Source organism: Mesoterricola sp. MK458 (genome assembly GCF_055384935.1).
In genome coordinates, this window is the sequence record NZ_AP045075.1 from 1,218,113 (window position 1) to 1,244,315 (window position 26,203).

The 26,203-nt window shown below is 70.3% G+C and carries 20 protein-coding genes; 9 read left to right on the forward strand and 11 right to left on the reverse strand.

Annotated features, from left to right (window positions below):
* The first annotated feature begins 17 nt into the window (after positions 1-17).
* From ACZ5LB_RS05230 to ACZ5LB_RS05260, 7 genes are all read left to right on the forward strand, one after another.
* Positions 18-839, forward strand: a complete 822-nt coding sequence (locus ACZ5LB_RS05230) for an ATP-binding protein (protein ID WP_464605088.1) — start codon at positions 18-20, stop codon at positions 837-839.
* Between the two features lie 53 nt (positions 840-892).
* Positions 893-2,032 (forward strand): NAD(P) transhydrogenase subunit alpha, encoded by a 1,140-nt coding sequence (locus ACZ5LB_RS05235; protein ID WP_464605089.1) that lies wholly within the window; start codon positions 893-895, stop codon positions 2,030-2,032.
* A 29-nt stretch (positions 2,033-2,061) separates the two neighbouring features.
* Positions 2,062-2,343, forward strand: coding sequence for an NAD(P) transhydrogenase subunit alpha part 2 (locus ACZ5LB_RS05240; protein WP_464606283.1), 282 nt, complete (start codon positions 2,062-2,064; stop codon positions 2,341-2,343).
* Positions 2,344-2,345: 2 nt separating this feature from the next.
* Positions 2,346-3,758: an NAD(P)(+) transhydrogenase (Re/Si-specific) subunit beta gene (locus ACZ5LB_RS05245; protein WP_464606285.1), complete on the forward strand. Its 1,413-nt coding sequence runs from the start codon at positions 2,346-2,348 to the stop codon at positions 3,756-3,758.
* Positions 3,759-3,875: 117 nt separating this feature from the next.
* Positions 3,876-5,666: a hypothetical protein gene (locus ACZ5LB_RS05250; protein ID WP_464605090.1), complete on the forward strand. Its 1,791-nt coding sequence runs from the start codon at positions 3,876-3,878 to the stop codon at positions 5,664-5,666.
* A 78-nt stretch (positions 5,667-5,744) separates the two neighbouring features.
* Positions 5,745-6,116: a VOC family protein gene (locus ACZ5LB_RS05255; protein WP_464605091.1), complete on the forward strand. Its 372-nt coding sequence runs from the start codon at positions 5,745-5,747 to the stop codon at positions 6,114-6,116.
* Between the two features lie 86 nt (positions 6,117-6,202).
* Positions 6,203-6,613: a hemerythrin domain-containing protein gene (locus ACZ5LB_RS05260; protein ID WP_464605092.1), complete on the forward strand. Its 411-nt coding sequence runs from the start codon at positions 6,203-6,205 to the stop codon at positions 6,611-6,613.
* Here the strand turns inward: ACZ5LB_RS05260 and ACZ5LB_RS05265 are convergent.
* From ACZ5LB_RS05265 to xdh, 7 genes are all read right to left on the reverse strand, one after another.
* Entirely contained in the window at positions 6,586-7,203 is a 618-nt protein-coding gene (locus ACZ5LB_RS05265; protein WP_464605093.1) for a cytochrome b/b6 domain-containing protein, read from the reverse strand. The genes ACZ5LB_RS05260 and ACZ5LB_RS05265 overlap by 28 nt on opposite strands.
* Complete coding sequence (locus tag ACZ5LB_RS05270; RefSeq protein ID WP_464605094.1) at positions 7,200-8,825, reverse strand: tetrathionate reductase family octaheme c-type cytochrome; 1,626 nt, start codon at positions 8,823-8,825, stop codon at positions 7,200-7,202. Before ACZ5LB_RS05270 ends, ACZ5LB_RS05265 begins: the two co-directional genes overlap by 4 nt.
* A 5-nt stretch (positions 8,826-8,830) precedes the next feature.
* Complete coding sequence (locus ACZ5LB_RS05275) at positions 8,831-10,255, reverse strand: DUF3373 family protein (RefSeq protein WP_464605095.1); 1,425 nt, start codon at positions 10,253-10,255, stop codon at positions 8,831-8,833.
* Between the two features lie 286 nt (positions 10,256-10,541).
* Positions 10,542-10,865: a c-type cytochrome gene (locus ACZ5LB_RS05280; RefSeq protein WP_464605096.1), complete on the reverse strand. Its 324-nt coding sequence runs from the start codon at positions 10,863-10,865 to the stop codon at positions 10,542-10,544.
* 279 nt (positions 10,866-11,144) lie between these two features.
* A complete protein-coding gene (locus ACZ5LB_RS05285; RefSeq protein WP_464605097.1) occupies positions 11,145-12,395 on the reverse strand; it encodes a carboxylate--amine ligase in 1,251 nt (416 codons plus the stop codon).
* A gap of 27 nt (positions 12,396-12,422) precedes the next feature.
* Positions 12,423-15,716: a putative selenate reductase subunit YgfK gene (gene ygfK, locus ACZ5LB_RS05290; RefSeq protein ID WP_464605098.1), complete on the reverse strand. Its 3,294-nt coding sequence runs from the start codon at positions 15,714-15,716 to the stop codon at positions 12,423-12,425.
* 11 nt (positions 15,717-15,727) lie between these two features.
* A complete protein-coding gene (xdh, locus tag ACZ5LB_RS05295; protein WP_464605100.1) occupies positions 15,728-18,328 on the reverse strand; it encodes a selenium-dependent xanthine dehydrogenase in 2,601 nt (866 codons plus the stop codon).
* A gap of 307 nt (positions 18,329-18,635) precedes the next feature.
* On the opposite strand from xdh, the gene ACZ5LB_RS05300 reads away from it, so the two are divergent.
* A complete protein-coding gene (locus ACZ5LB_RS05300) occupies positions 18,636-22,103 on the forward strand; it encodes a hybrid sensor histidine kinase/response regulator (RefSeq protein WP_464605101.1) in 3,468 nt (1,155 codons plus the stop codon).
* A 24-nt stretch (positions 22,104-22,127) separates the two neighbouring features.
* Here the strand turns inward: ACZ5LB_RS05300 and ribA are convergent, their stop codons facing one another.
* Both ribA and ACZ5LB_RS05310 read right to left on the reverse strand, forming a co-directional pair.
* Positions 22,128-22,859 carry a GTP cyclohydrolase II gene (gene ribA / locus ACZ5LB_RS05305; protein ID WP_464605103.1) on the reverse strand — a complete coding sequence of 244 codons (732 nt, stop codon included), beginning with the start codon at positions 22,857-22,859 and terminating at the stop codon, positions 22,128-22,130.
* Entirely contained in the window at positions 22,856-23,923 is a 1,068-nt protein-coding gene (locus tag ACZ5LB_RS05310) for an NAD(P)/FAD-dependent oxidoreductase (RefSeq protein ID WP_464606287.1), read from the reverse strand. The genes ribA and ACZ5LB_RS05310 overlap by 4 nt, the downstream gene beginning before the upstream one ends.
* A 42-nt stretch (positions 23,924-23,965) precedes the next feature.
* Here ACZ5LB_RS05310 and ACZ5LB_RS05315 point away from each other — a divergent pair, with 42 nt between their 5' ends.
* Positions 23,966-24,817, forward strand: a complete 852-nt coding sequence (locus ACZ5LB_RS05315) for an MBL fold metallo-hydrolase (protein WP_464605105.1) — start codon at positions 23,966-23,968, stop codon at positions 24,815-24,817.
* 9 nt (positions 24,818-24,826) lie between these two features.
* Here ACZ5LB_RS05315 and ACZ5LB_RS05320 read toward each other — a convergent pair whose 3' ends face one another.
* Complete coding sequence (locus tag ACZ5LB_RS05320) at positions 24,827-25,162, reverse strand: TfoX/Sxy family protein (protein WP_464605107.1); 336 nt, start codon at positions 25,160-25,162, stop codon at positions 24,827-24,829.
* Positions 25,163-25,310: 148 nt separating this feature from the next.
* Positions 25,311-25,763 carry a type II toxin-antitoxin system Phd/YefM family antitoxin gene (locus tag ACZ5LB_RS05325; protein WP_464605109.1) on the reverse strand — a complete coding sequence of 151 codons (453 nt, stop codon included), beginning with the start codon at positions 25,761-25,763 and terminating at the stop codon, positions 25,311-25,313.
* Positions 25,764-26,203: the final 440 nt, after the last annotated feature.

Consider the following 26,203-nt stretch of genomic DNA (forward strand, 5'->3'; position numbering starts at 1 on the left):
GGTTCCAGGGAGACGCCATGGAACGCCAGATCATCCGCATCGACGAGGAGCTTTGTGACGGCTGCGGCCTGTGCGCCGAGGGCTGCCCCGAAGGCGCCCTGCAGATCATCGACGGCAAGGCCCGGCTGGTGAGCGAGATCACCTGCGACGGCCTCGGGGCCTGCGTGGGCGAGTGCCCCCAGGGCGCCATCGAGGTCGAGGTGCGGGAGGCCGCCCCCTACGACGAGCGCCGCACCGTCGACAACATCCTGCCCATGGGGGCCAACACCCTCAAGGCCCACCTCAGGCACCTTCACCACCACGCCCAGACGGCCTACCTGCGGGAGGCCGAGGCCTACCTGGCCGAACTGGGCGTGGCCATCCCCGACTACAAGGAGAAACCCATGGGCTGCCCCGGTTCCGCCCCCCGCAACCTCGAGCGCGCCGCGGCCCCCGCCGCCGCCGAAGGCCTCCAGAGCCAGCTCACCCACTGGCCCGTGCAGATGCACCTCATCTCGCCCATGAACCCGGTCTTCCACAAGGCCGACCTGCTCCTGGCCGCCGACTGCGTCGCCTTCGCCCTGCCCGACTTCAACCAGCGGTGGCTCCCCGGCAGGAAGGTGGCCATCGCATGCCCCAAGCTGGATTCCAACCAGGAGTCCTACGTGGCCAAGCTCACCGCCCTCATCGACGAGGCCCAGGTGAACACCATCACGGTCATGATCATGGAGGTGCCCTGCTGCGGCGGCCTCCTGCGCTGCGCCCAGGTGGCGGCCCAGGCCGCGTCGCGCCGGGTGCCCCTCAAGGTGGTGGTGGTGGGCGTGGACGGCGAGGTGCGCAAGGAGGAATGGGTCGCATGACGCTTCCCCGGCGCGTCTGAGTCCGCGTATCATCATGGAGTCGCGGAGGCTCCATGAAGATCGCCGTCCCAGTCGAGGTCCGGCCCGGTGAGAACCGGGTGGCGCTGGACCCGGAGTCGTGCCGGAAGCTGGTGCAGGCCGGGGCCGAGGTGGTGGTGGAGCCTGGCGCCGGGGCGCGGGCCTTCTTCCCTGACGAGGCCTACCGCCAGGCCGGAGCGGCCCTGGGCGAGCCCTGGGACGCCGACCTGGTCCTGAAGGTCAACGCCCCCCGGGAGAGGACCGGCGGAGCCCACGAGGCGGATCTCCTGAAGCCCGGGGCGATCCTGCTGGCGTCCCTGTTCCCCACCCGCGACCCGGCCGCCATGGAGCGCCTGGCGGCCCGGGGCGTGACGGCCTTCTCCACCGACTGCATCCCCCGCACCACCCGGGCCCAGGCCATGGACACCCTGTCCAGCCAGGCCAACATCACGGGCTACAAGGGGGTGCTCCTGGGCGCCGCGGAATTCCCCGGCTACTTCCCCCTGTTCATGACCGCCGCGGGCACCACCCCCCAGGCCAAGGTCTTCGTCATCGGCGCGGGCGTGGCCGGGCTCCAGGCCATCGCCACCGCCCGGCGCCTGGGGGCCAGCGTCAGCGCCACCGACGTGCGCCCCGAGGTGCGCGAGCAGATCGAGTCCGTGGGCGGCAAGTACGTGGGCATCGACGTGAAGGCCCAGGCCGGCGGCGGCTACGCCGCCGAGCTGTCCGCGGAGGACAAGGCCCTCCAGGCGAGCATGCTGGCCACGCACTGCGCGGGCATGGACGTGGTGGTCACCACCGCCCTGATCGGCGGCGTCTTCGCGCCCAGGCTCCTGGACGAGGCCATCGTCGCCACCATGAGGCCCGGCTCCGTGATCGTGGACCTGGGGGCCGACGGCGGCGGCAACTGCACCCTGAGCCGGCCCGGCGAGACCGTGACGGCCCACGGGGTGCGCATCCTGGCCCCCCTCAACCTGCCCGCCACCCTGCCCCGCGCCGCCAGCACGCTCTTCGCCCGCAACCTCCTCAATTTCGTCCTGGCCTTCTGGGACAAGGAGGCCCGGCGCCTGCGCCTGGACCCGGAGGACGACATCCAGCAGGGCTGCGCCATCACCCGGGACGGCGGGATCGTCCACGGCCCCACCCTCAAGGCCCTCGAAAGGAGCCGCCCGTGACCCACGGCACCCACGGCACAACGGACCTCATGGGCGCGCTCTTCGTGTTCATGCTGGCCAGCTTCATCGGCCTCATGGCCATCCAGCGCGTGTCCAGGCTGCTGCACACGCCCCTCATGAGCCTGACCAACGCCATCTCGGCCATCGCCGTGGTGGGCGCCATCATCGTCGCGTCCGGCGCACACCAGCCCTGGTGGGTCACGGGCCTGGGCCTGGCGGCCATCTTCTGCTCCACCACCAACATCGTCAGCGGCTTCCTCATCACTGACCGCATGCTGAAGATGTTCAAGAAGCGGGAGGGCGGCAAGTGAACCTGGAATCCCTCGTCCAGCTCCTGTACCTGGCGGGCACCGCCCTTTTCATCATGTCGCTGCGGTGGATGAGCGACCCGGAGACGGCGCGCAAGGGCGTGCTGTCCGGGGTGGCGGCCATGGCCCTGGCCGTGGCGGGCACCCTCGCGGGGGTCCTGGCCACCGGCGGCACGCACTACCTGTGGATCCTGGGCGCCTTCGTCCTGGGCGCCGCGGTGGGCTACCCCCTGGCCCAGGTGCCCCTCACCGCCGTGCCCCAGCGGACCGCCCTGAGCCACGCCTTCGGCGGCATGGCCGCGGGCCTCGTGGGCACGGGAAAGTTCTTCCTGTACTACGGCCAGCGCGACGCGGCCGCCCTCACGCCCTTCATCATGGTGGCCCTGGTGGCCGAGGTGCTGCTGGGCTTCCTCACCCTCACCGGCTCCCTGCTGGCCGCGGGCAAGCTGCAGGAGGTCAAGTGGATCCCCCAGCGGCCCGTGACCTACCCCTTCCAGAACGTCATCAACCTGGGGCTCTTCTCCCTGGCCCTGGCCCTGGGCGCGGCCCTGGTGCTGCACCCGCTGGCCCCCTGGGCCCCGGCGGCCTTCGGCGGCGTCCTTGTCCTGTCCCTGGCCTTCGGCGTGCTGCTCATCCTGCCCATCGGCGGCGCGGACATGCCCACGGTCATCTCCATCCTCAATTCGTACGCAGGCCTGTCCGCGGTGGCCATGGGGTTCGTCCTGGACAACAAGCTCCTCATCACGGCCGGCGCCCTGGACGGCAGTTCAGGCCTGATCCTCTCGATCATCATGTGCAAGGCCATGAACCGGTCCTTCACCAACGTGCTCTTCGGGGCCTTCGGCCAGACGCAGGCGCAGGGCGCCGGGGCCGCGGCCCAGGCCTACAAGGAGGACACCGTCGAAAGCGCCGCCCAGATCATGGCCGAGGCCGACCTGGTGGTGATCGTCCCCGGCTACGGCATGGCCGTGGCCCAGGCCCAGCACAAGGTGCGCGAGCTCTACGACCTGCTCAAGAAGCGCGGGGTCAACGTCAAGTTCGCCATCCACCCGGTGGCCGGGCGCATGCCCGGGCACATGAACGTGCTCCTGGCCGAGGCCGAGATCCCCTACGACGACCTGCTGGAAATGGACGACATCAACGGCGACATGCCCCAGGCCGACGTGGCCCTCATCATCGGCGCCAACGACGTGGTGAACCCCGCCGCCCGCACCGACAAGACCAGCCCCATCTACGGCATGCCCATCATCGACGCCGACCGCGCCCGCACGGTGTACGCCATCAAGCGCTCCAAGAACCCCGGCTTCGCGGGCATCGACAACGGCCTCTACTTCCTGGACAAGACGTTCATGCTTTTCGGGGACGCGAAGGCCGTGGTGGGGGAACTGGGGCGCCACCTGGGCGGCGAGGGCCACTGAGCCCGGGTTTTGCAGCGTAGGATCCAGGGCTTGCTGTTTTGCGCGGACTCGCCGCACCCTGAAACCATTCATAAAACTTCGGCACCCTTCCCGTAACCGACGACCGGGAGGCGTGCCATGCCCTTGACCTCGAATTCCCCTTCCAGGCTGCTGGCGGGGCTGGTTTGCATCCTCGCCGCCGGGGCCCTGGCCCAGGCGGCGCCCACCAGCCGCCAGAAGGCGCTGGCCCATTCCCGGCGCCTGCAGCGGGAAATCCGGGTTGCCAAGCAGGCCGGGCGGGAGGCGCGCCGGGCGCTGGAACCGGCGGCCCTCCCTGTCCTTCCCGCCCCGTCGCCTCTCCCGGAGGCCCGGCCCGCGCCGCCGCGCCCACGGCTCAGCGGCGTCTTCTGCCTGCTGATCCTGGGTCTGGGCGCCTGGACCGAACCCGCGGTGCTCCCATCGCTCGCCCAGACGGAACCCTTCGACCCCTACCTGGACGAGGCCTCCCGCGGCCTGGACGCCCTGGACGCGGTGTGCGGGCCGGCGGCCCTGGCGGGGCGCGCCCTGCCCCCCTGCGAACCGGGGTACCGGTCCGGGGTGGCGGTCCAGGCGCGGGAGGTCATCGCCCGGGCGCGCCGGCTCTTCCAGGCGCCGGAGGCGCTGGGCGCCGGCTGGTGCCTGGTGGGCGAGTCCGTGCCCGAGGCCAAGGAGCGCATCGCTCTGATCCAGAGCGACCAGCTGGCCGAATTCGACCGCCTCGCCGCCCAGGGCTCGGCCCTCATGTACCAGTTCAACCGCGACGCCTTCCTCCTGCAGGCCGTGGGCTCGGGCCTCCACACGGGCCAGGCGGCGCTGCTGGCCGCGGACGACGGGGCCCTCGCCGCCACGGCCGCCTTCACCCTGGGCCAGGTGGGCGACGGCCTGGCGGTGGCCGCCTACGTGCTGGGGGCCGTGGGCGACGCCTACGGGGAGCTGAGCGGCCTGGCCGGCGCGAAGCGCTCCATCTACCAGCGGTACGCCAACGCCCAGGACGCCAAGGCGCTCAATTGCACCGGCGCCCCCGGGCCCGGGGAGCCCGATGGCCTCACCGGCGTCGTCTCTCCCCTGCCCGCCCTGGAGACCGCCCTCCTGGGCATGGACGAGGGCTGCGCCCTGGCGGCCCGGCACCACCTGGACCTCCCGGTGTGCGGGGGCACCCTGACGGAGACCTTCCGGAACCGGAACGCCACCATCGCCCACCTCTTCCAGCACGGCATCGCCTGCCTGACTGCGGGCATCCTGAGGGGCCGCCAGGCGCCCTGCCCCACGACCCCCCTCTCCGACGCCCGGACCCGCACGGACACCTTCACCTACTACGACGAGTTCGCGGGGCTGGTCACCGCCGCCGGCGACCGGGCCCTGGGCTTCGGAAACGGCCTGTTCGCCGGCGCCCGGGGCCTTCTCATCGCGGGCAACGCCGCCTCGCGGGCCGGAAACGCCCAGGAGGCCGCCGGCCTCATCACCGCCTCCAGCGCCGTGGCCGTTTCCGCCTCCTCCGTCTATTCCCAGGGCTTCGACCTGTTGCGGATCGCGGCCCTTTCCCGGGCCTGGCTGGCGGAGGTCATCCAGGCCTTCAACGCCGAGAGCATGGCCCACCTCGACGGGCGGGAAGCGGAAGGTTCCAGCTCCGGGCCCGTCGCCTCCACGGCGCCCGGGGCCACCTCCAGCACCGGCCCCGCCGCCTGGGTCCTGGCCGGGGTCTCCAGTTCGGCGGAGGAGGCTCCCGGCAGCTCCACCGCCCTGGCCGCCCCCACCGGCGGCGGGCCCACCCCGGCCGCCCCGGAGGAACCCCTGGCCAGCGCGGCCAGCCGGGCGCGGAACCCCGGGCTCCTGGACGCCCTGCGCCGCCTCCTCCCCTGCCCGAACCGGACCGCGGAAGGGGAATTGTGATTCATTGAGTCCCATTCTCCTTGAACCGGCGCCCGGCCCGTTCCACAATGCGGATCGCATTCCCGAAGGAGGTCGGCGATGGGCAATCCCGTGGGCTGGTTCGAGATCTACGTCCAGGACATGGAAAGGGCCAAGGCGTTCTACCAGAAGGTCTTCCAGACCGAGCTGGCGCGCCTGGGCGTCGAGGACGATTCCGAGATGTGGGCGTTCCCCGGCGAAATGACGAGCTACGGCGCGCCCGGGGCCCTGGTGCGCATGAAGGGCTGCCCCTCGGGGGGCAACGCCACCCTGGTGTACTTCAGCTGCCAGGACTGCGCCGTGGAGTCCGGGCGGGTCGCCCAGGCCGGCGGCAAGATCGCCCGGGAGAAGTTCGCCATCGGCGAGTACGGCTTCGTGGCCCTGGCCCTGGACCCCGACGGGAACATGTTCGGCCTGCATTCCATGGCCTGAAGCGGGATCCTTGATCCCCATCAATTCGCCGGCGGTCCGCAGGGTTCAGGGTGGAAGAGGAGGCCGAGGCCTCCGGAAAGGCCCCCATGAACCTCGATCGCTACGTTGAGCACCACGCCGAAATCCACGGCCTCCTGGAGGACCTGCACCACCGCCTCCAGCCCGGATCCTTCGACGCCCTGGGCGCCCGGCAACTGCTGGTGACCCTGGGCGCCCGGCTGAACATCCACCTCGCCTTCGAGGACCGGGCCCTGTACCCCACCCTCCTCAAGAGCCCCGACGCCGCCGTGCGGGAAAAGACCCTGGCCTACATGGGCGAGGTGGGCGGCCTCAAGGACGCCATGGCCGCCCACCTCAAGCGCTGGCTGGCCACCACGGACGTCCTGGCCGACCCCGAGACCTTCCGCACCGCCACCCTCGACGTCCTGCGGTCCCTGGAGCGCCGCCTGCGGGCGGAGGACCAGGACTTCTACCCCTTCATCGAGCGGCTGGGGTAGGCATCCTCCTCGTAGCCCACGAGCATGGCCTTCAGGTTCGCCAGCGGCGTATGCCCGGTGGTCGTGAGGTACACGTGGCCCACGAGGAAGGCCAGGAGCCCGAACGCCCCCAGGACGTGGAGGGTGGAGACCCCCCACAGGAAGCCCGCGGGCCAGGCGTGGGCATTGAGGTTGGGGTAGAAGAAGTACAGGGCCCCCGTGGTGAACTGCACGGGGATGATCAGCACCTTGAAGCCCAGGTAGGCCAGGCGCTGCAGGGGGTTCAGCTTGGCGGTGCGTTCCTTGCGCACCGGGTGCGGCGCGCCCCGGAAGATGCCGGTGAGGTAGAAGGCGGCCATCTCCTTCAGGAACACGCGGGTGGGGAGGTACTGGCGCCATTCGCCGGTGGTCAGGTGCCAGAAGGCCGCGAACAGGACGAGGGTCATCAGGGCCAGGGACAGCCCGTGGTGCAGGTTCACGGCCCGGAGGTACCCGAAGATCCGGAAGGTGCCCCTCACCTCGAACCCCGTCACGGCCAGGAGGAGGATGAGCAGCGCCTGGGTCCAGTGCCAGAACCGGTTGAATCGGGTGTACAGGATGATCCGGCTCATGGGTTCCTCCGGGAGCGGCTGGCGAGGACGCGGCTGGCGCCGTGGACGAGGGTGGCGCAAAAGGTCAGGAGCACCAGGCCCCAGCCGAGGAAATCCAGCCCGGGTGCGCGGTCCCGGCCCGGCAGGTAGAACCCCTTCACCCGGGCCAGCCGTCCCTGGCGGGAATGGCACTCCCCGCAGGCCAGGGCCTGCTCCTTGGGGGCGACCATGTGCGTGATGGGCCACCACATGGAGGTCTTCACGAAGCCGAATTTCCCGCTGTAGGGGAGGCCCGCCTTCTCCATGCCCAGGCGGATGGCGGTGTCCCAGTCGTAGTCGCCCCAGTAGGCGCCGGACCCCTTGGGCCCCGCGGTCCAGGGCGCCACGAGGCGGTTCTGCACGGGATCGAAGGGCTGGTCCCCCTCGTGGCGCTTGAAGGGCCAGATCCGGGCGTCCGGGTCCGCGTACGAACCATGGAGCGGGTTGAGGATGACGGGGCGGGTGGCGGGGAGCGTGTCGGTCAGGAGCGTGAAGTCCATGCTGCCGTCATAGAAGACGTACTCGGGCCGGACGTTCTTCGCCCAGACCATGTCCCCGTGGATGGTGTTGTAGGTCACCAGTCCGTTCGTGTCCTTGTCCTCGTAGGGCCTGCCGTCCTTGAGGCGCCCGGCCGTGGACCAGGTCCAGCTCAGGTTGCTGGCCAGCCCGCCCCGGGCATAGGCGGGAATGTGGCAGGTCTGGCACGCGACCTTGCGGTAGTGCCGGTTCAGCACGAAAGAGGCATGGGGGGTCGCCGTGTGGCAGGCCGTGCAGGCCATGCGGCTCACGGCCTCCCCGGCGAACCTCGGCTGTTCGCGGCGGTCCGCCGGGGCGCCGTAGTCCGGGCCGGCGACCTCGTGGGACCGGGCGCCGTGGCAGTCGGTGCAGCTCATGGCGGCCCCGTCCCGGGAGAGATGCACGTCCAGGGAACGGGGGGCCTTGAGGAGGGTGTCGTCCAGGTCCCCGTGCTTGGTGGCGTCCGCCCCCCCGCCGAAGAAGTGGCATGCGCCGCAGGTCTGGTTGCTGGTGCGGCCCACCTTCTGGGCGATTTCCGCCAGCGGCACGGCGGGGTTGGGATAGCCGCCCTTGACCTTCTCGTAGTCCCCCGTGGTGTCGTGGCACACCAGGCAGTCCACGTTCTCGGCCTTCGTGAAATCGAAGGTCCGGTCCGTCATGCCGTAGCCCGCGTGGCAGCGGGAGCAGGCCTCCTGGTTGCCGCCGAGGGTGGAGATGCAGAAGTTGTTCACCAGGTGGGTGGACTTGCCGTACCCCTTCCGCTCCGTGGCGGCGGGGCGCCAGTTCCAGTGCCGGGTCGCCATGACCTGGTCCGCCGCCTTCACGTGGCAGGTGAGGCAGGCGCGGGTCACGGCCGATCCGTCCCCGTCCTTGAAGGGACCCTGGAGGATCTTGAACTTGGTGTGGTCGGCCGTGACGTCGCGGTTGCGCTCGGCCCGCACGCGGCCGTAGGCGCCGTGCGCGGGCCCTGGCGGCGGCTGGGCGGCCAGGACCGGCAGGGAAAGAACCATGAGGCCCGCCAGGGCCTGGATGAACCGCCCCGGCCGGGGCGGACGGATGGGGCCCGACGGGCTCGTCATGTGCGTCATGGGGCCTAGAACCTCACTTCCAGCGAGAGGTAGGTGTTCTTCATGGTCGCGGGGGAGGCGTATTGCAGCATGGGGTTCCGGTCCAGGTTGTAGGCCGGTTCCCAGCTTCCCGCCATGGGCGCGGGCGCGATGTGCCAGCCGCTGAAGGCATGGCTGTAGGTGTAGTCCAGGTACCCCACCTTCAGGATCACGTTCTTCACGAACTCCCAGCTCACGTAGGCCTCCAGCACATCGCCCCGGGTGCCGAGCTTGTCCGTGGGTTCACCCACCGCGGGATCATAGGTGAACCAGCGCGGGGAGCCGTGGTTGAATTCGAGGCCCAGGCCAAGGTTCGCGCGGGGGTCCCAGCGCATGCCCAGGTAGTAGGCGCTGGCGGTCCGGCTCTGGTGCGCGTCGCCCAGGAGGCCGCCGAAGCCCGTGAGCTGGTAGCCGGGGCCGCCCATCTGCGCGGGCATGTCCCAGTAGGCGCCGTACTGGGACGTCTTCCCGTTGGGGTGGCTCTTGATGTAGCCGAAGCTCCCGAAGTACGTGAAGGTGTCGCCGATCTTGTGCTTCCAGGTGGCCGTGAACTGGTCCATGTCGCCCAGGTTGTTGGTGGCGGTCACGTACTGGATGCTGGGCATGCCGCCCATGCCGGGCATGGCGGGCACGGGGAACTGGGTGAGGTTCCCGAAGGGGATGTCGGTCATGTTGCCGAAGCGGTTGTAGCCCACGTAGATGTTCGCGGAATGCACGGTGCCCAGCCCTTCGAAGAGCAGGGGCACGTCCAGCATCGCGCCCAGGACGGTGCTGTCCTTGAGGGAGGCCACGGGGTTCACCTGCAGGGAGGCGCCCGCGGGATTGGACGCGGTGGCGTTGGTGAAGTTGAAGCCCACGGGCACGTAGGTGTTCTTCACGGAACCGCCGCCGCCGAAGCCGCTCTCGAAGCCCACGCCGTAGCAGAAGCCCAGGAGGGAGTGCTCCGGGAAGCCCAGCTTGTCCAGGTGGAACTTCCAGCCGATGCCGTCCACCAGGGCGTTGACCGCCAGGGCCTGGGGCGTCGCCTGGCGCTCGGTGCCTTCGCGCACTTCCAGGGGCGGGCCGTCGGAGGTGTTCTGGCGGCCGATGGAAAGGACCCCCAGCGCGGGCCAGTCGTACACGAAGCTGGCCCGTTCGACGCGCAGGACATCGTTGCCCGGGACCTTGGCATCGTTGAAGCCGTTCTGGACGGTGTTGGGCGAACCGTTGAAGACCGGGGTGTCGGCCCCACCATGCACCTTGAACATGGTCAGGCGCCCCATGATCTTGGCGTGTTCGCTGATGTTCATGGTCATGCGCAGACGCAGGCGGGTGGACCATTCGACGGAGTTGGACCAGTCCTGGGCGCCCATCTGCTGGGTCACGGGCATGAACGGATAGGGATTCGAGGCGCCGGGCGCGGGGTTCTGCACGAACCCCAGGAACTGCTGGTAGGGCTTGTAGTGCAGCTGGAGGCTGTCGAAACGGGTGCGCAGGTCGCCGCCCCAGGCGATGTTGTCCTGGGCGACCTTGGTTTCGACCTTGGTGAGGACCTTTTCCTGGTCCTTGGCCCTGGCTTCCAGGGGGCGACCTTCTCCTTCAGGTCGGCCAGTTCCCGCTTCACGTCCTCCTGGGCGGAAAGGCCCAGGGGCGCGAGGAAGGCGAGGGTGAGGGCGAGACGGGTGATTCGCATATCGGGCTCCGGGTTCGGGAAGGGGATCAGCCGCCGCAGGTTTCGGGCTGGGGGGAATCGGAGGCGTGGTTCATGAGGAAGGTCTTGATGTCCAGCGCCTGCGCGGGGGTGCAGGTCTTGGGCGTCAGCTTCTCCCCGCCCTTTCCGTGCACGCCGGCGTCGAAGAACTTCTTCCACTGGGCCTGCGTCCTGGAAAGGGGCGTGAGCGCCGCGGCGGAGCCTCCGGCCACGTGGCAGACCTTGCAGTTCTTCTTGAAATAGTATTTCCCCTTCGTGTCGCTGCCCTTGTCCTCCGCGGCAAGGGGGGCGGCGAGCAACGCCGCCAGGGGGAGCAGGGCGAGGATTCTCATGGGCATTCCTTTCGGGAAAGGCGCCTTCGGGCGCCTGGTTGTTCGAGCGGTCAAAGGCATAGGTAAGCTAGCCCATCCCAAGGGATGGACTGGCGGAGGCAGCTCCAGGAAGCGAGCGACACCCTCCAATAGAGGATGATCAGATCGCCTTTACCTTGCAATGCTGTTTTTTTATAAAATTGTTTAAGTAGTTTCCATTATTCCCAAATAGTTGTTCATGGCGGCGGACCCGCGCCGGCGCTTCAACCTGCGCCCGCAGCCCTTTTCCCCGTGATGGGCCTACTTCGCCCCCGGCAGGTGCCGCCCCACCGCCGTGGCGAATTGGCGCGCCACCGGCAGCGGGTCGTCGAGGCTCCAGAAGGCGTCGGTGCGCGCGTTGCGGAAGCCCTCCAGCATCTCCCGGAAGCCCAGGGTCCCGTGGACGAGTTCGCCCAGGCTGTCCTCCAGTTCGTGCTTGAGGTCCGTCCAGCGCACGCCGTCCTGCTGCCGGGGGCCCTGGATGGGGCTGCCCAGGGCGTCGCGGTAGGCGATGAGGGAGAGGTTCACGCCGGCCTCGGTGGAAAGGGTGTGGTGGAGCCAGTGGCGGGCGTTCACTTCCATGAGCTTGAGGCGCCCGTCGCGGGGATCGAGCTTGAACTCGGTGCCGGAGACGCCGTGGAAGGAGAGCTCCGTGAGCAGGCGCAGGGTGGCGGCCACCACGTCGTCGTTCCATTCGCTCTCGGCGATGCGCGCCTCCCCGAAGTCCCGGGGATGCTGGCGCAGCTTCCGGGAGACGAAAAGGCCCAGCGGCTGGCAGGCGGCGTTGTGGTACGCGCCACAGGTGAAGAAGGCGGTGTCCCCCCCGGGAATGATCTCCTGCAGGAGGAGGGGGCCGCACACCCGGGCCTTCTCGTAGGCGGCGGGGAGGTCGGCCGCGGTGGGGACGCCGATGACCTTGAAGCCGAAACGCCGGCGCATCTCCTGGGGCCGGATGGGCTTGAAGAGGGCCGGGAAGACCATGTCCGCGGCCGCGGCCGCCAGGTCCTCGGGGCCGTGGACGTAGGCGGTCCTGGGAATGTCGACGCCCACGGAGGCGGCGGCCTTGAGCTGGAGTTCCTTGTCCTCCACCCGCTGCATCACGTCCCAGCCGGCCAGCGGGATCAGGTAGTACTTCGAGAGCCGCTCGATGTGGCGGGACACCGCCCACACGTGGTCGTCGAAGGCCGGGAAGAGCACCGCGCGCTGCGGCAGGGCCTCCCCCAGGCGCTCCAGGTCCTGGATGAGGGCCTCCTCGCCGTGGTGCCGCGGGTCATGGCACACCAGCGGCACCGCGTAGCGCGACGTCAGGCCGATGGAGGCGGGATTGTCGTCCAGGGCCACCATGGGCACGCCGAGGCGGCCCAGGTTGCGCAGGATGCCCAGGCCCGTGCCCCCGCCGACGGGCAGGACCACCGCGGGAGCCACCGCCTCCATGCGGGCCTGGACCTCGGGCTGCAGCACGGGCCACAGCGCCGGCGATTCCCGTTCCAGATATCGTGACAGCCAGGTCATGCCCGTCCTTCCAGGAGACAGCACCATTCAGTTAAGACTACCGGCGAGATGGGGCGCCGAAGCCCCGGCGTTGATAAGTACGACCAGGGTACCATAGGCGGTCAGATCCACCCGGGTTCCCTCCGCCAGTTTGCCCTGCACCTCCCAGTCCGCGAGGTCCCAGGAGCCGGCCCGCGTCCGCGCCGTGAAGGGGCCGCTGCGGTAGACCGCGCCCGCTGGGCCCGCCTCAAGGCGGTGCTCCCGGCCCTGGATGCGGGCTTCCAGCACCAGGGTCTCCCCCTCGCGTTCCATGCGGAAGGCGTCGTCCGGGTCCTCCCGGAACCCGTCCCGGTCGATCCAGAGGCGCGGCTTGTCGCGGTAGGGCGCGCCCGCGGTCGGGCAGAAGGAGGTGCAGTTGCCGCACGCGTTGCAGAAGTCGGCGACGTTGTAGGTCTGCACCGCCTGGTCCACGGCGAAGGGGCGGTGGCCCACCACCTCGAGGCGGCCGCCGCGCTGCTCCAGGACCGGCAGCGACAGGCGCAGGGGGACCATGGGAAAGGCCAGCATGGCGCGGTTCGGGCAGACGGTGACGCACAGGCTGCACAGGTCGTCGCAGTCCAGGCACCGGGAGGCCTCCTGGGCCGCCTCCTCGGGGGTGAAGACGTGGAGCACCTCCTCGAAGCCCCGGCGCTCGGCCACCGGCAGCACAGGCACCTGCCGGGCGGGAGCCACCCGGGCCTTCTTCTCCAGGAGGGCGGCATCCGTGGCGCCCTTGGGGAGCGGGGCCTCCCCTGGCACCGGGATGCCGTGGCGCCGGGCCAGGGTTTCGGCCATGGCCCGGCCGTCGGCGATGGCCTCGATGATGGAGGAGGGACCGTGGACCGCGTCCCCTCCGGCGAAAAGGCCGGGCACGGAGGTCTCCCGGGTGGCGGGGTCCACCTCGAAGGTGCCGTCCCGGCGCAGGGCCACCGGCAGGCCCTCCAGGAAGTCCAGCACCGGTTCCTGGCTGATGGCGGGGATGAGGGTGTCGACCGGGAGCAGCTCCTCGCCTCCCTCCACGGGCACGGGCCGGGGACGGCCCGAGGCGTCCCGCTCCCCGAGGGCCATGCGCGCGCAGACCAGGCCCGTCACCCTGCCCCCTTCGGCCACCACCCGCACCGGCGCGAGCAGGTCGCGCAGGTCCACCCCCTCCTCCAGGCAGTCCACGACCTCGGCGGGATCCGCGGGCATCTGCGCCCGGGTGCGGCGATAGACGATGGTCACGGTGCCGTCCTTCACCAGGCGCCGCGAGCAGCGCGCGGCGTCCATGGCCGTGTTGCCCGCGCCGATGATGATCACGCGCCGGCCCAGGTCCATGGGCGTGCCGGCCCGGACCCGGTCCAGGAAGTCCAGGGCGTCCACCACCCCTTCGGCCCCTTCGCCGGGGATGCCCAGGCGCTTGCCCCGCTGGGCCCCCACCCCCAGGAATACGTACGGGAACGCCTCCCGCAGCCCGGCCAGGGTCCGGTCCCGCCCCAGGGCCTGGCCCAGGTGGAAGGTGACCCCCAGGTCCGCCAGGCGGCGCAGGTCCGCCTCCAGGGCCTCGCCCGTGAGGCGGAAGCCCGGGATGACCCCGGACACCATGCCCCCGAGCTCCCGCTTCGCCTCGAACACGTGCACGTCGAAGCCGAACCTGGCCAGGTAGTACGCCGCCGAGAGCCCCGCGGGGCCGGCGCCCACCACGGCCACGCCGGGGCCGGTCCGGGGGCCCGGGGCCTCGGGAAAGGCGCCTCCCTGCTCGAAGGCGAAGCGCTTGATCTCGCGGATGGCCAGGGGCGCGTCGTAGAACATGCGCACGCAGGTCCCGGTGCAGGGGTGGTCGCACACGCTGCCGGTGATGCCCGGCTGGGGGTTGGTGCGCAGGATCACCTCCATGGCCTCCCGGGGCCGGCCGTGGGCCACCAGCCAGAGGTAGTCGGGGATGTTCTGGTTGGTGGGGCAGCTGTCCACGCAGGGCGCGAAGATGCAGTCGAAGGGCCCCAGCGCCCGGGGCCCCTTGAAGCGCAGGGGCCGGGGGCGGCGGGCGTAGGCGTCGTCGCCCACCACCTTCACCGCATGCCGGGCCAGGTTGAAGCGCGCCCCGTGCCCGCCGGAGGCCGCACGGACGTATGCGTCCAGGTCGGCGGCGTCCCCCATGGCCGTTTCCAGGTTGCGGAGGTACTGCTGGAGCCGGGCGTAGCCGCCGGGCTTGAGGAGGTCCGTGCACACCGTGACCGGGCCCAGGCCGTCGGCCACCAGGTCGGGGAAGTTGCCCGCGTCGGCGCCGCCGCAGAAGCTGATGGGCACCTGGCCGTCCAGCTCCTGGGACACCAGGTGGGCCAGGTTCAGGGTGAGGGGGTGCAGGGCGCGGCCGGAGAGGTACATCATCTTCTCGGCCGGGGGGAACACCGTGCGGTGGTTCGTCACCTCCAGGGTGTTGGTGAGCTTGAGGCCGAACTGCAGCGGCAGGTCCCGGGCCACGGCGGCCAGGTTGCGCACCATGGCCATGGCCTGGTCGAACCCGGGGTCGTGGTCGAAGGCGCTGTCGGGCACGTCGATGTCGAAGCCCTGCGAGGCGTTGAGCAGGCCCCGCAGCCGGCTCGCGCCCAGGAGCGTGGGGTTGAGCTTGACCCAGGTGTGCACCCCCACCTCCGTGAGCAGGAAGGTGGCGATGCGCTGGATCTCCTCCGGCGGGCACCCGTGCATGGTGGAGAGGGTGACGTGGTTGGAGAGCTCGGTGGGGATGGGCACGTCCTTCACGGCGGGGTACACCCGGGCCACCTGGGCCACGGCTTCGTCCAGCGCCGCCCCGCCATTGCGCATGGCCGCGATGTAGGCCTGCACCCGCGGGGTCTGGATGCCCTTGAGGTCGTAGCCCACGCTCATGTTGAAGTGGGTGCCGGGACCCGGCAGGCCCAGCCTGTGGGCCAGGGCGTGGATGAGCACCCAGGCGTTGAGGTATTCGGTGAAGGATTCCTCCAGCTTGAGCTCCTGGCTCCACTCGCAGTTGTAGCCCTCGTCCTCCACGTCGATGCAGGGCCGGCTCACCTCGATCTCGTCCAGGATCTGCACGGTCTTGAGCTCGATGAAGCGCGCGCCGCAGAGCCAGCTGGAGACGATGTTCTGGGCCAGCTGGCTGTGGGGGCCCGCGGCCACTCCCAGGGGGGCGGCGACGGTGTGGCCGAACATCGTCTGGGCCATGGCGGGGGTGGGCACCTGGAAGTTGGCCTTGGGGATACCCATGACCGTGTCCCGGGCCTCCAGTTCCCGGAAGATCCAGCCGGCGAGCATCTCGAGCTTGGCCACGCGGAAGGGTTTGCCCATCATGGTTCCTTTCAGGTCCGGTTCTTCCTGCCCAGGAGGCGCATTTCACGAAGGGGGAGGGAGGTGCGCCGCACGCCGTCGAACTGGCGCAGGGCGTTGGCCACGGCGGGGGCCGTGGGGACCAGGCCGATCTCGCCCACCCCCTTGGCGCCGTAGGGACCGTGGGCGTCGGCCACCTCGACGCCGATGACCTCCAGCTCGGGCATGTCCCGGGTGCGCAGGATGCCCAGATCCGCCATCTTCCAGGACACGGGCCAGCCGTCCTTGTAGGGGAAGTCCTCGGTGACCGCGTAGCCCAGGCCCATGTGCAGGGAGCCCTCGATCTGGCCCTCGAAGAGCGTGGGGTTCAGGATGCGCCCGGCGTCGTGGGCGGCGGTGACCCGCTCGATGCGCCCCTCGCCGTCCAGCTCCACCAGTTGGGCGGCGTAGCCGTAGGAATAGTGGGTGACGATCTCCCGGCCCTCGGGGGGCTGCGCGCCCACCTTGGTGGTCCAGTCGCACACCCATTCGCCCCGGTACGTGCGCCCGGCGAGGTCCGCCAGCGAGGCGCCCGCGGCCAGGTCCGCCTTCAGGCCCTTGGCGGCCTCCCGCACGGAGTTGCCCACCAGGGAGGTGCCCCGGCTGGCGGTGGTCATGCCGCACCAGGTCTCGGCGTCGGTCTCCACCCGCACCTCGATGCGGCCGGGGTCGATGCCCGTCTCGGTGACCAGGGTCTGGAGGGCCATGTTGTGGGCCCCCTGCCCCATCTCGCACCAGCCGTGGTGGAGCACCACCCGGCCCCCGGGCAGGATCTCCACCTTGGCCTTCCCGGAGTCGGGCATGCCGCAGCCGATGCCGGTGTTCTTGATGCCGGCGGCGATGCCGGCGTACCGCGCGGCCCGGAAGCGGGCTTCCAGGGCCTCCAGGCACGCCCGCACCCCCACGCCGCTCCTCAGCACCTGCCCGGTGGCCGTGGCCTTGCCCTCGGTCAGGGCGTTGTCCCAGCGGAACTGCCACCGGTCGAACCCGCCCAGGGCGCACAGCTCGTCCACGCTGGACTCGATGCCGAAGCAGGCCTGGTTGGCGCCGAAGCCCCGCATGGCCCCGCAGGGGGCGTTGTTGGTGATGACCGCCGTGCCCGTGACGTGGACGTTGGGGATGGCGTAGGCCCCGGCGGAGTGGGCCACGGCGCGCTCGATTACCTTCATGCCCACGCTGGCGTAGGCGCCGGAGTCGGAATGCATGCGGGCCACCAGGGCCACCAGGCGCCCCGAGGCGTCGCAGCCCACCTCATAGTCCATGACGATGGGGTGGCGCTTGGCGTGGGTGCGCAGGGAGGTCTGGCGGTCGAAGCGGACCATGACGGGGCGGCCCGTGGCCATGCAGAGCAGGGCCGCGTGGTGCTGGCCCATGAGGTCCTCCTTGCCGCCGAAGGCGCCGCCGTTCTGCACGAGCACCACGTTCACCAGGCGCTCGGGAAGGTCCAGGAGCTCGGCGATCTGCCGGCGGTCCTCGTAGCCGCCCTGGCCCCCGTCGAAGATCTTCACGCCGGCCTCGCCGTCCTTGGTCCAGGGCACGGCCAGGGCCGCTTCGGGCTCCAGGAACGCGTGCTCGATGCGCTGGGTGGTGTAGCGCTGGCGGGTGACGTGGGCGGCGGTCTTCAGGGCCTCCTCCGCGTCGCCCAGGCGCACCTCCGTGACCGACAGGACGTTGCCGTGGTCGGTGAGCTGGGGGGCCCCGGGCTCCAGGGCCTCGAAGATGTCCGTGACGGGCTCCAGCACCTCGTATTCCACCCGCACCAGGGCCGCCGCAGCGTGGGCGGCCTTTTCCGTCACCGCCGCCACGGTGGCCAGCACGTCGCCGATGCAGCGGGTCACCTCGCCTTCCAGCACCATCACCGGCCAGTCGCGGTAGATCATGCCGTTGACGCGTTTGCCCTTGATGTCCCGGGCGGTGAGCACCGCCAGGACGCCGTCCACCTGGAGCGCTTCCGACACGTCCACCTTCAGCACCCGGGCGCGGGGGTGGTCCGAGAAGCGCAGGGCCCCGAAGACCATGCCGGGCTCCACCATGTCGCCCACGAAGACCCGTTCGCCCAGCACCGCCTCCCGGGCGGTGTACTTGGGGTGGCGGGTGCCCACGGCCCCGGTGCCCCCGGGGAAGACCACAGGCCGCTGGAGGCGCAGGGCCTCGGCCGCGCATTCCACCGAATCCAGCACCTTCTTGTAGCCGGTGCACCGGCAGAGGTTCCCGTGGAGGCCGTCGCGGATCTCCTGGCGCGTGGGGGCGGCGTTCTTGCGCAGGATGGAGGCCGCCTTCATGACGATGCCGGGGGTGCAGAAGCCGCACTGCACGCCGCCCTTCAGGACGAAGGCGTCCGCGAAGGCGTCGCGCTCCGGGGCGGTGAGCCCTTCCACCGTGGTGATCTCCCGCCCCTCGGCGTCCTTGACCTCCATGCGGCAGCTGAGCCGGGCCTTGCCGTCCACCAGCACCGTGCAGCACCCGCAGACCCCTTCGCCGGAGCAGCCGTCCTTGGGGCTCTTGAGCCCGGCCTCGTCCCGGAGCCAGGCCAGGAGCTCCATGGAGGGATCCCCCTCGAACGTCCGGGTCTGGCCGTTGAGCGTGAATTCCATGGGATCCCCTTTCCGGATATGACCCTTGGACTCCGGCCGCGAGCCTCGGGTTACAACATCAAAGAAGGATAAGTACCCGGGCGGGGCCCGGGGGGCTTCATGCGAAAATTCGGGAATATTCTTGACGCCCGGCCATTTGGCTCCAAGCTTGAAGAGTCCAAATGTTCCGTCGAAAGGGCGGGACGCCTTGCCGTGCAGATCCACGTTCTGCAAGTCGAAGGCGCGAATTCCATCGATCCTTTCCTGGGCTGGAAATCGTGCCGTCTCCGCCCCGCCTCCCCCCGAAACCGAACCCCCAAGGCCCCGCATGGCAATACCCGAGGGAACGCCCACGCCCCCCGCACCCGGCCGTTCCCGGCCTTCCTGGCTCGCCGAGGCCCTCGCGGCGCTTTCCGCCGTCATCGCCGGGGCGGCCCTGACGGGCAGCCTGTTCCATGACCCGGTGCTCGGCGGCCTGGGCCGGGGCTTCGTGCCCCTGTCGCCCCTGGCGGGAGCGCTCTTCATCCTTCTGGACGCGGCCATCCTCCTGCGGCGCCTGGGCCGCACCCGGCCCCTGCGCAGCCTGGGCACCCTGTGCGGCGCCCTGGTGGTCACCCTGACCCTGGGCATGCTGGCGGGGTTCGTCTTGGGAGGGCCGCTGTGGGCCGCCCTGGAACTCCGCGTGGTCTCCAAGGTCACCGCCGTGACCCTGCTCCTGGGCGGCCTGGCCTACGCCATGTCCGGCGGCTCCCCCCTGGCGCCCCGGTGGAAGCGGCAACTGGCGGCCCTGCCGGCCCTCGCCGCGGCCATCATCTGCGCCGTGGTGCTCCTCAGCTACGCGGCGGGCGCCCCCCTTCTCTACCAGTCCGGCAACACGCCCATGGCCCTGCCTTCGGCCCTGGCGGGGCTCATGACCGCCCTGGCCCTGGCGGGGCTGCCGGGACGGGACACCTGGCCCCGGGCCCTCTTCCGGGCCCCGGGGGCGCCGGGGCGGGGCCTCGGGCGGGGCCCCATGGCGGCCTTCGCGCTCATGGCCATGGCCCTGCTGGTGGGCGGCTCCTTCTACCTGCGCGGGCAGCTCGCCACGGCCCGCGCGGCCACCCAGGACGGGCTGGCGTCCATCGCCGACCTCAAGGCGGGCCAGATCGCCGCATGGCACCGGGAGCGACTGGCCGACGCCCGCCAGATCGCGGGATCCGCGCTCCTGCAGGGCCACCTGGCCCGGTTCCTGGCGGGAACCGGTCCCGAGGGGGAGATGCGGGAGTGGCTGGACGGCCTGCGCCGCGGGGGCGTCTACCGCGACGTGGCCCTGTTCGACGCCCAGGGCCGCCGGCGCCTGCCCGAGCATGGACCGGACCCCGGGGACCGGGTGCGGTCGGCCCTCGCGGCCCACACCGTGGTCCTGGACGACCTGGTGCGGGACGCTGCCGGCATCCACCTGGACCTGTGGGTGCCCGCGGGCCCCGGCATCCTCCTGCTGCGGGTGGACCCGGCGCCCTTCCTCTTCCCCCTGCTGCAGTCCTGGCCCGGGTCCAGCGCCAGCGCCGAGACCCTCCTGGTGCGCCGGGAGGGCGGCGACGCGGTCTTCCTGAACGAGCTCCGGCACCGCGCCGGCACGGCCCTGGCCCTGCGGATGTCCATCGCCGCGAACCCCTCCCTGCCGGCCTCCCACGCCGTCCAGGGCGTCGAGGGCCTGATGCGGGGCCGGGACTACCGGGGCGTCCCGGTGCTGGCCGCCACCCGGAACATCCCCGGCACCCCCTGGTCCATGGTCGCCAAGGTGGACGAGGAGGAGATCTTCGGGCCGCTGCGCACCCAGGGCTGGGTGAGCGGCGCCACCCTCCTGGGCCTGGTGACGCTCCTGGCCCTGGGCGTGAGCCTGTCGCTGCGCCAGTTGGAGACCGCGCGCGTCACCGAGCAGCTGGCCCGGGAACGCAAGGCGCGGATCCTGGAAGGGCGGTTCCAGAGCCTCCTGCGCCTGGCCAACGACGCCATCCTCACCTTCGACGCCCAGGGCCGGATCCTGGACGCCAACGACCGCGCCCTGGAGTACTACGGCTACACCCTCGGGGAGTTCCGGGGGCTTTCCGTGCCGGACCTGCGCTCCCCCGGGGACGCGCCCCTGGCCCGGAGGCAGTTCGCCGAGTTGTCCCTCACCGGCCGGGTGCGCTTCGAGGCCACCCACATGCGCAAGGACGGCACCACCTTCCCCGTGGAGGTCAGCTCGCGGCTCCTGGAGATCGAAGGGGAGCCGGTGGCCTTCTCCATCATCCACGACATCACCGACCGGCGCGCCCGGGAGCGGCAGGCCCAGGAAAGCGGGGAGCAGTACCGCAGGCTCTTCGAGCAGTCCCCCGTGGGCTACCTGACCCTGGACGAGGCGGGGCGGATCCGGGACGTGAACGGGACCCTGCTGGCCATGCTGGGCTGCGGCCGGGAGGACCTGGCGGGACGCCCCTTCTGGGACCTGATGACGCCCGAATCGGCTGAGGCGGCGCGCAGGCTCCACGGGACCGGCTCCGGCCGGATCCCCCCCACGGATTTCACCCTGGTGCGCGGCGACGGCGCCACCCTCGTGGTGACCCTCGAGGGCGCGGCCGCCTTCGACGCCTCAGGGCGGTTCCTGCACACCCAGTGCGCCCTGTCCGACCTCACCGACCGCCTCGCGGCCGAGGCGGCCCAACGCGAACTCCAGGCCCAGCTGCACCAGTCCCAGAAGATGGAAAGCCTGGGCAGCCTCGCCGGGGGCATCGCCCACGACATCAACAACGTGCTGGCCGCCATCCTCAGCCTGGCGTCGGCCCACCGGGAGGCCCTGGACGCCGGCGACCCGCTGGCGCAGTCCATGGACACCATCACCCGGGCCTGCCTTCGTGGGCGGGACGTGGTGAAGAGCCTCCTCTTCTTCGCGCGCAAGGGCCCCGCGACCCTGGGCCCGGTGGACCTGAACGGGGTGGTGCGCGACCTGGTGCAGCTCCTGGCCCGCACCACCCTGAAGCGGGTCCGCCTGGAAACCGACCTGCAGGAGCCCCTGCCCTTCGTGCACGCCGACACCGGCACCCTCAGCCACGCGCTCATGAACGTCTGCGTGAACGCCAAGGACGCCATGCCCCAGGGCGGCACCCTGCGCATCCGCACCCGCATCCTGGCCGACGGCGCCATCCAGGTGGCCGTGAAGGACACGGGCGAAGGCATGTCCGAGGACGTGCGCCGGCGCGCCATGGAGCCCTTCTTCACCACCAAGCCCCAGGGCCAGGGCACCGGCCTGGGCCTGGCCATGGTCTTCGGGACCCTGAAGGCCCTGGGCGGATCCACGGAGATCCACAGCGAGCCCGGCCAGGGCACCGAGGTGCTCTTGACCTTCCCCGCCCCCGCGGCCGGGGCCAGCGCCGCGGCGCCGGAGGCCGGGACCTCCGGCCACGCCCATCCCACCCGGCCCCTGGACATCCTTCTGGTGGACGACGACGAGCTCATCCGCGGGTCCGTGGTCCCCATGCTCCAGCTCCTGGGCCACCGCGCCAAGAGCGTGGACAGCGGCCTCAAGGCCCTGAACCTCTTCCAGGGGGGCCTGGAGGTGGACCTGGTGATCCTGGACATGAACATGCCCGGCATCAACGGCGCCGAGACGCTGCACGGGATCCTGCTCCTGCGCCCCGGCCAGGCGGTGATCATGGCCAGCGGCTACAACGACCACGACCTCGCCAAGCTGCTGGAGGGCAGGCCCACCGTGGTGAGCGTCCAGAAGCCCTTCCACATCCAGGAGATCCAGAAGTGCATCGCGGCCCTGGGACTTTGACCGCGCGGTGACCCTGCGCCCGCGTCAATCCTCGGGCATGCCTTCCACGATCACGGGATCGCTCTGCTCCTGCAGGTGGGGCGTGCCCGTAAAATCGATGTAGTGGCCCGAGCGCCGCGCCTTGGTCTCCAGGTAGAAGCGGTTGTGGACGTTGGGGGGCAGCAGGTGCGGCAGGCGCCGGCTGACGTTCACCCCGTAGCGGGTCAGCTGCTCGACCTTGGAGGGGTTGTTGGTCATGAGGTGGATCGAGCCGATGCCCAGGCTGTGCAGCATGTGGGCCGCCACGGCGTAGTCCCGTTCGTCGTCCCGGAACCCAAGGGCGAGGTTGGCCTCCACGGTGTCCAGCCCCTGGTCCTGGAGGGCGTAGGCGCGGATCTTGTTGGCCAGGCCGATGCCGCGGCCCTCCTGGCGCATGTAGAGCACCACCCCCCGCTCCAGCTGGCCGATGCGCATCAGGGCCGTCTCCAACTGGTCCCGGCAGTCGCATCGCAGGGAGCCCACCACGTCGCCCGTGAGGCACTCGGAGTGCATGCGGGTGGCCACGTCCTGGGCGCCCACCACGTCCCCGTGGATGATGGCGATGTGGTCCTTCTGGTCACGGTTGTTCCAGAACGCCGCGATGCGGAAGTCGCCGAAGCGGCTGGGGAGCTTGGCCACCGCCACGATGCGCACGCACACCTGGTCGGGGCCGAAGCCCTTGCACTCGTGCTCGCGGTCGCGCTCGACCAGATCGAGAAGCTTGGAATCCATGCTCATGAAGGCTCCTGCGTGAGGCGACCCGCCAGGCGGGTCCCGGAAAGCCAGGCGGCCTGCAGGCCCCCTCCCGGCGAGAAGACGTCCCCGGCGAGCCCCAGACGGGCGCCTCCGGGAAAATCGATGCGAAGGGGTCCCGCCAGCTCGCTGGTGGGGCTCAGGCGGGCGTAGCGCCAGCGGTGCGGGTAGGTCCAGAGGGGGGTGGAAGCCCAGTCGCCGAGGTGGCCGGCGGCCTCGTCCAGCAGTTCCCGGCTCCACTGGGCCGGGGGGACGTCCAGCCGCTGCCGGGACCATTTCGGCCGGGCCTGGGCCACGAAGGTGCGAAACCGGGGCGCCACCCGCTTGGAGGAATCCTGGGCCACCAGTTGCAGCACGTCCGAGGCCTCCGGGTAGAGCACGTCCCAGTCGGGCGCCGGCACGTCCAGCGCATAGCCCGCCAGGACCGTCAGGCAGGGGATGCTGCCGAAGAGGCCCAGGACGGCCTGGAGGCCCGCCGCCTGGGGAAAGGGTTCCAGGGTGCGCAGCAGGCGCCGGGTCTGCTCCAGGGCCAGGGCGAGCACCAGGTCGCGGCAGCGCAGGGGCTCGCCCTCGCCGCAGGTCACCTCGAAGCCGCCGTCGAAGGCGCGGATGGCCGTGACCCGCGTCTCCAGGCGGATCTCCAGCCCCTGGGCCAGGTGGCGCGGCAGGGCCTTCATGCCCTGGGCGAACGCCACCCTGCGCACGGTGGGCTCCAGGGCTCCCGGCTGACAGGGGGGCCCCCCGCCCTCCACCCGCCGGGGCCAATCCCGCAGGGGATTGGCGTCCACCTCCCGCAGCACCCGCAGGAAGTCCGGGTGGTGGCCGTGGGCAAACAGGGGGCCGAAATCCACCGCCTGCCCATCGAAGCGCCGGGTGGCGCACCGGCCGCCCACGTCGTGGGCCCGCTCCAGGACGACCACGCCCCGGCCCGCCCGCCGCAGGGCCCCGGCGCAGCTCAGGCCGGCCACGCCCGCACCCACCACCAGGGTTTCCAGGATGGGGGACGGCGCCCGGGAAGGGGAGGAATCGGCCATGGCGAAGTCTAACACCAGCAAGGTCCCATCCTTCCAGGTCCCGGGTAGAATCCCGTCATGCGACCCTTCCTGATCCTGGTGACCGCCATGACCCTGACCGCCCAGACCCCGGGGCCGAACGTCCGCCCCCTGGTGGACGGCACCCTCTCCCTGGAGGCCTCCCTCCTCAAGGGCATCGCCCCGGCGGAGGCGGTGCGGATGCTGGGCGACCGCACCGCCGCCACCACCCCCGTCAACGCCTTCCTGGTGCGCCAGGCCGGCAAGGTCATCCTGGTGGACACCGGCATGGGCAAGGATCCGGAGGAGGACTCCGGCCACCTGGCCGAAGGCCTTGCCGCCGCCGGGGTGACCCCGGCCCAGGTGGACCTGGTGCTCATCACCCATTTCCATTTCGACCACGTGGGCGGCCTGCTCCTGCCCGGCGGCGCCCGGGCCTTCCCCCGGGCGAAGCTCTGCGTGTCCCGGGTCGAGCACGACCTGTGGACGACCCGGGAACGGCTCCCCGAGCGCCTGTGGGATCGCATCCCCAAGGTGCGGGCCATCTTCGCGGCCTACGGGTCCGATGTGGTGCTGACCCGGGACGGCGACACCGTGGCCGAAGGGGTCACGGCCCTGGCCGCGCCCGGCCACACCGCCGGGCACACCGTCTACGCGTTCCGGTCCAACGGCCAGGAACTGTGGTGCATCGGAGACCTCATCCACTTCGGGGCCGTGCAGTTCGCGCGCCCCGCCACCGGCATCAGCTTCGACCTGGAGGGGGACCGGGCCGTGCGGACCCGCCTGGATTTCTTCCGCAGGGCCGCCGCCGGGAACGTGTTCCTGGCCGGAGCGCATCTGCCCGGCCTGGTGCGGATCGTCCCGGATGGGGACGGGTACCGCACCATCCGTGTCGCGGAGCCCCGTCCCTAGCGAACGAGGTCAGGTCGTACGCCGACTCGGTTTCCGGCGGGGCGCCTCCAGGCCGTCCGCCGTGGCCCGGGCCAGGGCCGACAGCCGCTCCCGGTCGTCCCAGTCCTCCTCCGCAATGAGGAAGCAGGGCTTCGCCCCCGGGTAGGGCGCCGCCTCCACCACCTCGCCCAACAGCCCGCGCCCCGCCGGCGTGGGCTTGAAGAACAACCGGTCGTCGCAGATCAGGGCGAACATCTTGCCGTCCAGGAAGACGCCGTACTCCCCGAACATCTTCTTCACCGAGACCGCGCCGGCCTCGCTCAGTTGGTCCAGGATGTGGTCGACCGTGCGCTTCTGGGTGGCCATGGGTAACCTCGCGGGGAGGATCTTACCGCGAACGGCTGGGGCAACGCAGCGGACCTTGAAAGCCCATCGGCGGCTTCTGGATTGTTCTGGGCGATGAAACCCAGGACCTCATCCAGCTCCCGCGATGCCGTGAGGGTAAGGCGCAGCTTCAGCGCCGCCATTTGCGCAGCCCTGCTTTGGCGTCCTCCCAATCCTGGGTCCGACCTTCCGCAATATCCCGCTCGCCTTCATCAAGGCCCTTCAGAATCTCGTATCGCCGGGTGATCGCCTCGTAGCTTGCCACATCCAAGAGAATCGCCGCCGCCCTTCCATGCTCCGTGATGATCACGGGGGAACGGTCCTGGCGCACCTCATCCAGGACCTTCCTGCCGAGGCGCATCAGGTCTGTGATCGGAACCCATCGTGGAATCATCGAGTCACCTCTAAGCCCAAAATTTGATTGTGCACAAAGGAACAATGCAGAATCAGAACCCATCTTGGATGAGCCGGCAAAACAAACTGCATTATCACCCTTTTCCTTCATCGAATGTAAAATAGGAGTATTCCATGCATTTGAGAAATAATATCCTGCTATTATCCGCACTTTTCTTTGTTGGACCATGTGTTCATGGCGCTCTACCGGCCTGTCCAACGTCCTGCAGTTGCACGTGTGGATTTGGATGCCTAACAAATCATACTTGCATCCTCAGATCAAGAAGCGTGGTCCATGCGCCTCTACCCGGAATTAGTAATAGGTATTTAATTACATGCACCTTTAGAGGTGGATTGGTTGCAGATGGGCATGCCACCTATTTTTGCTGCAACCACACCCTTCACGTTCATGACCATTCTGGATATTTCTCCAACTGACTCACGGTGCTTGGATGTCTATAAAACCAACTTTATTTGTGATTTCTCTCTCACTGCCATCCCTGGTCGCACAATCCCTTGGAGGAGGGCGGGCGGAGGCTCCGCCCGTTCCAACGCAAACCGACCCGCCCGAAGGCCCGGTCCTGGATGTGGGCTATCAATGGAAGCCATACACATTCATCGATTCGACCT

What these genes read in the sequence shown, in the direction of transcription:
- ACZ5LB_RS05230 (WP_464605088.1), top strand. Translation starts at nt 18, where the DNA reads ATGGAACGCCAGATCATCCGCATCGACGAGGAGCTTTGTGACGGCTGC.
- ACZ5LB_RS05235 (WP_464605089.1), top strand. Translation starts at nt 893, where the DNA reads ATGAAGATCGCCGTCCCAGTCGAGGTCCGGCCCGGTGAGAACCGGGTG.
- ACZ5LB_RS05240 (WP_464606283.1), top strand. Translation starts at nt 2,062, where the DNA reads ATGGGCGCGCTCTTCGTGTTCATGCTGGCCAGCTTCATCGGCCTCATG.
- ACZ5LB_RS05250 (WP_464605090.1), top strand. Translation starts at nt 3,876, where the DNA reads ATGCCCTTGACCTCGAATTCCCCTTCCAGGCTGCTGGCGGGGCTGGTT.
- ACZ5LB_RS05255 (WP_464605091.1), top strand. Translation starts at nt 5,745, where the DNA reads ATGGGCAATCCCGTGGGCTGGTTCGAGATCTACGTCCAGGACATGGAA.
- ACZ5LB_RS05260 (WP_464605092.1), top strand. Translation starts at nt 6,203, where the DNA reads ATGAACCTCGATCGCTACGTTGAGCACCACGCCGAAATCCACGGCCTC.
- ACZ5LB_RS05265 (WP_464605093.1), bottom strand. Translation starts at nt 7,203, where the DNA reads ATGAGCCGGATCATCCTGTACACCCGATTCAACCGGTTCTGGCACTGG.
- ACZ5LB_RS05270 (WP_464605094.1), bottom strand. Translation starts at nt 8,825, where the DNA reads ATGACGCACATGACGAGCCCGTCGGGCCCCATCCGTCCGCCCCGGCCG.
- ACZ5LB_RS05280 (WP_464605096.1), bottom strand. Translation starts at nt 10,865, where the DNA reads ATGAGAATCCTCGCCCTGCTCCCCCTGGCGGCGTTGCTCGCCGCCCCC.
- ACZ5LB_RS05285 (WP_464605097.1), bottom strand. Translation starts at nt 12,395, where the DNA reads ATGACCTGGCTGTCACGATATCTGGAACGGGAATCGCCGGCGCTGTGG.
- ygfK (WP_464605098.1), bottom strand. Translation starts at nt 15,716, where the DNA reads ATGGGCAAACCCTTCCGCGTGGCCAAGCTCGAGATGCTCGCCGGCTGG.
- xdh (WP_464605100.1), bottom strand. Translation starts at nt 18,328, where the DNA reads ATGGAATTCACGCTCAACGGCCAGACCCGGACGTTCGAGGGGGATCCC.
- ACZ5LB_RS05300 (WP_464605101.1), top strand. Translation starts at nt 18,636, where the DNA reads ATGGCAATACCCGAGGGAACGCCCACGCCCCCCGCACCCGGCCGTTCC.
- ribA (WP_464605103.1), bottom strand. Translation starts at nt 22,859, where the DNA reads ATGAGCATGGATTCCAAGCTTCTCGATCTGGTCGAGCGCGACCGCGAG.
- ACZ5LB_RS05315 (WP_464605105.1), top strand. Translation starts at nt 23,966, where the DNA reads ATGCGACCCTTCCTGATCCTGGTGACCGCCATGACCCTGACCGCCCAG.
- ACZ5LB_RS05320 (WP_464605107.1), bottom strand. Translation starts at nt 25,162, where the DNA reads ATGGCCACCCAGAAGCGCACGGTCGACCACATCCTGGACCAACTGAGC.
- ACZ5LB_RS05325 (WP_464605109.1), bottom strand. Translation starts at nt 25,763, where the DNA reads ATGGTCCAACAAAGAAAAGTGCGGATAATAGCAGGATATTATTTCTCA.